The sequence below is a fragment of the Mycolicibacterium arseniciresistens genome, assembly GCF_030519285.1.
GTDB classification, from domain to species: Bacteria; Actinomycetota; Actinomycetes; order Mycobacteriales; family Mycobacteriaceae; genus Mycobacterium; species Mycobacterium arseniciresistens.
The window spans coordinates 1-7052 of sequence record NZ_JAUMSQ010000364.1 but is presented as its reverse complement, the minus strand read 5'-3'; the positions used below and the strand labels follow the sequence as shown (position 1 = coordinate 7052).

7 protein-coding genes and 1 pseudogene are annotated in these 7052 nt (G+C 68.3%); 5 read left to right on the top strand and 3 right to left on the bottom strand.

Going from position 1 to position 7052, the window contains the following annotated elements; genetic code table 11:
- Positions 1–34: 34 nt before the first annotated feature.
- On the bottom strand, positions 35–715 hold the full coding sequence (locus Q2100_RS28365; protein WP_302916721.1) for a DUF3043 domain-containing protein: 681 nt from the start codon (positions 713–715) through the stop codon (positions 35–37).
- A 149-nt stretch (positions 716–864) separates the two neighbouring features.
- Between Q2100_RS28365 and Q2100_RS28360 the strand changes: the two genes are divergently transcribed.
- Positions 865–1227 carry a HesB/IscA family protein gene (locus Q2100_RS28360; protein ID WP_264010577.1) on the top strand — a complete coding sequence of 121 codons (363 nt, stop codon included), beginning with the start codon at positions 865–867 and terminating at the stop codon, positions 1225–1227.
- A gap of 16 nt (positions 1228–1243) precedes the next feature.
- On the opposite strand, the gene Q2100_RS28355 is transcribed toward Q2100_RS28360, so the two are convergent.
- On the bottom strand, positions 1244–1927 hold the full coding sequence (locus Q2100_RS28355; protein ID WP_264010578.1) for an Rv0361 family membrane protein: 684 nt from the start codon (positions 1925–1927) through the stop codon (positions 1244–1246).
- 156 nt (positions 1928–2083) lie between these two features.
- On the opposite strand from Q2100_RS28355, the gene Q2100_RS28350 reads away from it, so the two are divergent.
- Positions 2084–3070, top strand: coding sequence for a carbohydrate kinase family protein (locus Q2100_RS28350; protein WP_302916720.1), 987 nt, complete (start codon positions 2084–2086; stop codon positions 3068–3070).
- Positions 3071–3110: 40 nt separating this feature from the next.
- Here Q2100_RS28350 and asnB read toward each other — a convergent pair whose 3' ends face one another.
- Positions 3111–5054: an asparagine synthase (glutamine-hydrolyzing) gene (gene asnB / locus Q2100_RS28345; RefSeq protein WP_302916722.1), complete on the bottom strand. Its 1944-nt coding sequence runs from the start codon at positions 5052–5054 to the stop codon at positions 3111–3113.
- Positions 5055–5158: 104 nt separating this feature from the next.
- Between asnB and ctaC the strand changes: the two genes are divergently transcribed.
- The 3 genes and pseudogenes from ctaC to Q2100_RS28330 all read left to right on the top strand — a co-directional run.
- Positions 5159–6211 (top strand): aa3-type cytochrome oxidase subunit II, encoded by a 1053-nt coding sequence (gene ctaC, locus Q2100_RS28340; RefSeq protein ID WP_302916719.1) that lies wholly within the window; start codon positions 5159–5161, stop codon positions 6209–6211.
- 8 nt (positions 6212–6219) lie between these two features.
- A complete protein-coding gene (locus tag Q2100_RS28335; protein ID WP_302916718.1) occupies positions 6220–6639 on the top strand; it encodes a cytochrome c oxidase subunit 4 in 420 nt (139 codons plus the stop codon).
- 183 nt (positions 6640–6822) lie between these two features.
- Positions 6823–7052 (top strand): annotated as a pseudogene (locus Q2100_RS28330) (hypothetical protein); the annotation flags it as partial.

Genomic DNA, 7052 nt, shown 5'->3' with positions numbered 1-7052 from the left:
ACCGCCGAGCACCAGGATGCGCACCGCGTCCTGGTCAGGCGACGTCGGCGCCGCGGGCGACCTGCGGCCGGGGCGCGCGCATCCGGCGCAGCTGGGAGGCGCGGCTGGCCGCGTAGAACCCGAGCTTCCAGCCCGTCTCGGTGTTGCCTGCGAATTTCTCGTCGGCCAGCCGGTTGACCTTGCGGCCCAGCAGCACGCCGTCGAGCACCATCACCAGCACCAGCCCCATCATCACGTAGGAGACGACCTGCTGGACCGCGGGAGCGGGTATCGAGAGCATGACGAAGATGAGCGCGAGCGCCGCGGGCATGAACAACCCGAGCACGTTGCGGCGGGAGTCGACGACGTCGCGCACGTAGCGGCGCACCGGCCCCTTGTCGCGGGGTAGCAGGTAGGCGTCCTCGCCCGCCATCATCCGCTCGCGCCGCTCGGACATCTGCGAGCGCCGCTGCAGCTTCTCGACCTTGCGTTCCTCGCGGCTGAGCTTGGGGCCGCGCATCTCCTTGCGGCGGCGCCGAGCCTCGGCCGCGGTCAGCGGAGCAGGAGCCACCGGGCCGCGGCGCCTGCCGGCGTCGCGCTTCGGTGTCGGCCTGCCCTTGGGCGCGGTGGTCCTGGGCTGGGTGTCCGAGAGGCCGCCGTCGGCGGGCGGGGTGCCGGCGTCCTCGGAGACCGCAGGGGTGACGTCGGTGTCTTTCTTCCGGCCGAGCAGCTTCACGCCTGCCAGGGTACTTCCTGTCAACGGTGACCCGACGACCTGGGGATAAGTCGGGAATAGCGGCGGAACAAGGTACCGTTGACTGTGTGGACCTCCGTCAGACGGGGCACACCACCACAGACCACGCTCAGGGATGCAAAGGGAGAGCAATGACTGTTCAGGACGAGTCGGCGACCGCCACCGCAACCCACGGTGCGGTATTGACCGATGCCGCGGCCTCCAAGGCGAAGGCGCTGCTCGACCAGGAGGGCCGCGACGATCTGGCGCTGCGCATAGCGGTGCAGCCAGGTGGCTGCGCGGGCCTGCGTTACAACCTGTTCTTCGACGACCGGACCCTCGACGGAGACCTGACCACCGATTTCGGCGGCGTGTCGCTGACGGTGGACCGGATGAGCGCCCCGTACATCCAGGGCGCCACCATCGACTTCGTCGACACCATCGAGAAGCAGGGCTTCACGATCGACAATCCGAACGCCACGGGTTCGTGCGCGTGCGGTGACTCCTTCAACTGACCGGTCCCGACCGGGGTCAGTACTGCCCGCCACTGCGTAACAGGTAGGAGCAGACGAACACGTCGTCGCCGCGTTCGAGCACCTGCGCGACGGCCTGTTCGTCCTCCTCCTGCTGCGATCCGCCGCGCCGCGGCCCGCCCGCGGGCGTCACCCGCATCGTGAACAGCACCTGCGCCTGGTAGTTCGACAGCGGCACGATGGTGTCGATCGAACTCACCTCGGCGCGGTCGAACTGCTTGCGGAACGCGTCGCCGGCCAGGCCGGCCAGCGCTAGGTCACTCCGGCGTTGCTTGATGCCGTCGAACAGCCCGCACAGGGTGTGGCGCGCGACCGTCTCGTCGTCACCGTCGGCGAGCGCATCGAGGTAGTCCTGGATGGCGGCCTGCGCGGTCGCCGGGGTCAGCGCGCCCTGGTCGGCGTCGTCGCCACCCCGGGTGGCCAGCACGACACCAACCACCACCGCGATGACGACCAGCAGGCCGACCGCCGCGGCGAGCACCGCCCGCCACGGCCGCCGCCGCTTCGGGTACTGCACCGGCGGGGGCAGCATGCCGGGATAGGCCGACGGCACATTCTCCGGATACGGCAATGCGGGCGCCTCCTGCTGCGGCTCCGGCCGATACGGATGCTGGTGCTGCTGCGGGTGTGGACCCTGGGGGTGCTGGGGAAAGGATTCCGGGTACTGGTGGGGACCAGCCATGAAAAGAGACGCTCCGGGGTGTGGAATGGGCTTGCCTGTCTACAGTGACCGGGCGGGCACCTGGTACGCAGGTTAGCGCACCTCGGTGCGTGCCAGCCGGGCCGAGCGGCTCGCTAGACTTAGATAGCCAAGTTAACGAATGAAGGGTGACGCTTCGTGACCATTGCGGTGACGGGATCGATCGCGACCGACCATCTGATGCGCTTCCCGGGGAAGTTCGCCGAGCAACTGCTCGCCGAACACCTGCAGAAGGTCTCGCTGAGCTTCCTGGTCGACGACCTGGTCATCCACCGGGGCGGCGTCGCCGGGAACATGGCGTACGCGATGGGCCTGCTGGGCGGTTCGCCGACCCTGGTCGGGGCAGTGGGCAAGGACTTCGACGACTACCGCAACTGGCTGACCTCGCACGGGGTGAACTGCGACAACGTGCTGGTGTCGGAGACCGCGTACACCGCGCGATTCGTCTGCACCACCGACGAGGACATGGCGCAGCTGGCGTCGTTCTACCCCGGCGCCATGTCGGAGTCGAGCAACATCAAGCTCGCCGACGTGGTGGAGAGGGCCGGCAAGCCCGACCTTGTCATCATCGGCGCCAACGACCCGGCGGCGATGTTCCAGCTGACCGAGGAGTGCCGCACGCTGGGACTGGCGTTCGCCGCGGACCCCAGCCAGCAGCTGGCCCGGCTGTCGGGCGACGAGATCCGTGCGCTGATCGACGGGGCGACCTACCTGTTCACCAACGACTACGAGTGGGACCTGCTGCTGCAGAAGTCCGGCTGGTCGGAGGCGGAGGTGATGAAGCAGATCCAGCTGCGCATCACCACGCTGGGGGAGAAGGGCGTCGACATCGTCGGGCGCGACGGCACCTTCATCCACGTCGACGTGGTGCCCGAGACGCACCGCGACGACCCGACCGGCATCGGCGACGCGTTCCGCGCCGGCTTCCTCACCGGGCGGTCCGCCGGCCTGAGCCTGGAGCGGTCGGCGCAGCTGGCTTCGCTGGTGGCCACGCTGGTGCTCGAGGCGCCAGGGCCGCAGGAATGGACGTGGGCCAAGGACGCGGGCATCGCTCGCCTCGCGGACGCCTACGGCGCGGAGGCCGGCGCGGAGATCGCCGAGGCGCTCGGCGCCGACAGAGCCTGAAGAGGCGCTCGGCGCCGACAGAGCCTGAAGAGGCGCTCGGCTAGAGCTGCACCGGGTAGTGCGGCTCACTGATTCGCGGGGTGACGCTGCCCTCGACGAAGATCGCATGCCACAGCATGAAGATCAGCACCGTCCACAGTCGTCGGCTGTGATCCGTTGTGCCGTCGCGGTGTTCGTCGAGCATCCGGCGAACGGCCGCGAGGTCGACGAGGCCGTCGGCCTGTGACGACGCCACCGTCGCATACGCCCAGTCGAGCAGTTCCCCGGCGCGCAGCCAGTGCCGGATCGGCACCGGGAACCCGAGCTTCGGCCGGTTCAGCACGTGCGGCGGGATCACCGATTCCAACGCGCGACGCAGTGCGAACTTCGTGGTCGCCCTGGTGATCTTCTGGTCGAGTGGCAGCCGGGCGGCGACGGCGAACACCTCGGGGTCGAGGAACGGCACCCGCAGTTCGAGCGAGTTGGCCATCGTCATCTTGTCGGCCTTGACCAGGATGTCGCCGCGTAGCCAGGTGAACAGGTCGATGTGCTGCATGCGGGCCACCGGATCCCAGCCGGCCGAGGAGGCGTAGATCGGCGCGGTGACATCGGTGTGGGTCCACTCCGGGCGGAAACCCGGCAGCACGGCGCGGAGTTGTGCGTCGGAGAAGCTGCGGGCGTTGCCGTAGTAGCGCTCCTCGAGGGTGAGAGAACCGCGGTGCAGCAGGCTCTTGCCGCGCATCCCGTCCGGCAGCGGTCGGGAAGCCCGGCCCAGCGACCGTCGTACGGGACGGGGCAGATAGTTGAAAGGCTTGAGTGACAACGGCTCCCGGTAGATGGTGTAACCGCCGAACAACTCGTCGGCACCCTCGCCGGACAGCACCACCTTGACGTGTTTACGCGCCTCGCGCGCGATGAAGAACAGCGGCACGAGCGCCGGATCGGCCACCGGTTCGTCGAGATACCAGACGATCTCGGGCAGCGCCTCGACGAACTCCGCCTGGCTGACCACCTTGGTGACGTGCCGGGCGCCGATCGCCTCGGCCGACGCGACCGCCACGTCGACCTCGGAGAAGCCTTCGCGCTCGAACCCGGTGGTGAAGGTGATCAGCCGGGGGTTGTGGCGCATGGCCAGCGCCGCGATGGCGGTGGAGTCGATACCGCCCGAGAGGAACGCCCCGACGGTCACGTCGGCGCGCATGTGCTTCGCCACCGAATCCTCGAGCACCGCGGTGATCTCGTCGTAGCGGGCCTGCTCACCTCCGGGCCCGGAACCGGCCGCGAACGGCACAGCGGCGAACCGCGGCGTGAAGTACCGCGCCACCTCCGGCGTGCCGCCCGGCCGCAGGCGCAGGTAGCTGCCGGACTCCAGCCGGCGCACCCCGCGGTGCAGCGTCTCGGGCTCGGGCACGTACTGCAGCACGGTGTAGTGCTGGACGGCCCGTTCGTCGAGCGACATGTCGAAGCCCAGCGGCTCGGCGAGCTCGGTCAGGCACTTCTTCTCGCTGGCGACCGCGGTGCCGCCGGGGCCGGTGGCGACGAACAGCGGCTTGATGCCGAACGGGTCGCGGGCGCAGAGCAACTCCCGCTCCACGGTGTCCCACAGCGCGAACGCGAACATGCCGCGCAGCCGGGACAGCGCCGCCGTGCCCCAGTGGTGGTAGGCGGCGATGATGGCCTCGCCGTCCCCGTCGGTGTGGAACTGCGCGCCGTGCTCGGACCGCAGCGCCTCGCGCAACTCCAGGTAGTTGTAGATCTCGCCGTTGAACACCAGCACATAGCGGTCCGGCGACTCGGCGGGACCCCAGCGCAGCGGCTGGTGGCTGTGCGCGATGTCGATGATCGACAGCCGGTTGAACCCCAGCACCACGTCGCGGTCGGACCACGTTCCCGGCTCGTCCGGTCCGCGGTGCCGCATGAGGTGCGATGCCCCCGACACCGCCTCGACCAGTGCGGGGGAGACCTCTTCAGACGGGTCACACAGCAGCGCCAGCAGTCCGCACACCGCGCCAGTATGCGTCATTCCCGAGTCGCTTCGCCTCCCCCGGTGGGCGTGGTCTACGCTGCGTAGTATTCGCCTGGCTTCATCGACTTCTAGGAGGCGCCGACGTGACACCTCGCAGGCCGAAGGTGGTGGCACGGACAGCGGCTTTGGCATTGATCCTGGGTGCGACATCGCTGATGCTGACCGGTTGCAGCTGGTCTGAGGTGCTCGGTCTGGGCTGGCCGAACGGCATCACTCCCGAGGCTCAACTCAACCGTGAGCTGTGGATCGGTTCGGTGATCGCCTCGCTGGTCGTCGGTGTCATCGTGTGGGCCCTGATCTTCTGGGCCAGCGCCTTCCACCGCAAGAAGGACACCGACACCGAACTGCCCCGCCAGTTCGGCTACAACATGCCGCTGGAACTGGTGCTGACCGTGGTGCCGTTCCTCATCATCTCGGTGCTGTTCTACTTCACCGTGGTCGTCCAGGAGCGGATGTTGCACGAGGAACCCAACCCCGAGGTCGTCATCGACGTCACCGCCTTCCAGTGGAACTGGAAGTTCGGCTACCAGAAGGTGGCCTTCACCGACGGCTCCTTCACCTATGACGGCGCGGACCCCGCGCGCAAAGAGGCCATGGCGTCGGCGCCGGGCGCCGCCGGCGAGGTCGGGGAAGAGGGCTCGCACGGCCCCGAGCAAGGCGCGATCGCCGGCAAGAACCCCGAGGACCGCACCTACCTGAACTTCGACAAGGTCGAGACGCTGGGCACCTCCGAAGAAATTCCGATCCTGGTGCTGCCGAAAGGCAAGCGCGTCGAATTCCAGATCGCCTCGGCCGATGTGATCCACGGTTTCTGGGTGCCGGAGTTTCTGTTCAAGCGTGATGTGATGCCCAACCCACAGGCCAACAACTCCGACAACACGTTCCAGATCACCGAGATTAAGGAGACGGGCGCATTCGTTGGCCGCTGCACCGAGATGTGCGGTACCTACCACTCGATGATGAACTTCGAGCTGCGGGTCGTCGAGCCCAACGACTTTAAGGCCTACCTGCAGCAGCGCAGCGCGGGCCGAACGAACGCCGAGGCGCTCATCGCGATCAACCAGGCGCCCACCGCCGTCACCACCAAGCCGTTCGAATCCCGACGCGGGCAGATGGCGCCCCAGGCGACGAGGTAGGACAACCCATGCACATCGAAGCCAGGCTGTTCGAGTTCCTCACCGCGTTCTTCGCGCTGTCGGCGGTGGTGTACGGCGTGCTCACCGCCATGTTCGCCAACGGCGGCGTCGAGTGGGCGGGTACCACCGCGCTGGTGCTGACCACGGGCCTGACCCTGATCACCGGCACCTTCTTCCGATTCGTGGCGCGTCGTCTCGACACCCGCCCCGAGGACTACGAGGACGCCGAGATCAGCGACGGCGCCGGCGAGCTCGGCTTCTACGCTCCTCACAGCTGGTGGCCGATCCTGATCGCCCTGTCGTTCTCGACGGCCGCCGTTGGCACCGCGCTGTGGCTGCCCTGGTTGCTCGTCGCCGGCGTGGTCTTCGTGCTGGTGTCGGCGGCCGGACTCGTCTTCGAGTACCACTGGGGCCCCGAGAAGCACTGACCGGCCGCAGGTGCGGAGCCACCGCCCGGGATCAAGGTCACAATCCGGGCGTCACTTGATCCCCGACCCGCGCCGCGCCATCCGTCCTCTCCACGGGGTTGCGTTAGTGTTGCCGAGGCGAAGACAGCCGCGTGAGGCAGGACGAGGCTGCGCCGGTGATGCAGTCGAGAAGGATAGGCGTAGATGAGCGGGCCGAATCCCCCAGGGCCGGACTCTCCGGGATCGGAAGAACCGGAGCAGGAGCGCGGCAGGCACTCCGCACCCGAGGAGAACACCGAAGAGGTCGCCAAGGCCGATCCCGGCATCGATTCCGGGCCCGCGGCCGACGTGCCGATTCCGACCGGTGCGACCGAGGTCCACTCACAGGCGTACTCCGCGCCGGAGTCGGAACAGTTCACCAGTGGCCCCTATGT

What these genes read in the sequence shown, in the direction of transcription:
- Q2100_RS28355 (WP_264010578.1), bottom strand. Translation starts at nt 1,927, where the DNA reads ATGGCTGGTCCCCACCAGTACCCGGAATCCTTTCCCCAGCACCCCCAG.
- Q2100_RS28335 (WP_302916718.1), top strand. Translation starts at nt 6,220, where the DNA reads ATGCACATCGAAGCCAGGCTGTTCGAGTTCCTCACCGCGTTCTTCGCG.
- Q2100_RS28360 (WP_264010577.1), top strand. Translation starts at nt 865, where the DNA reads ATGACTGTTCAGGACGAGTCGGCGACCGCCACCGCAACCCACGGTGCG.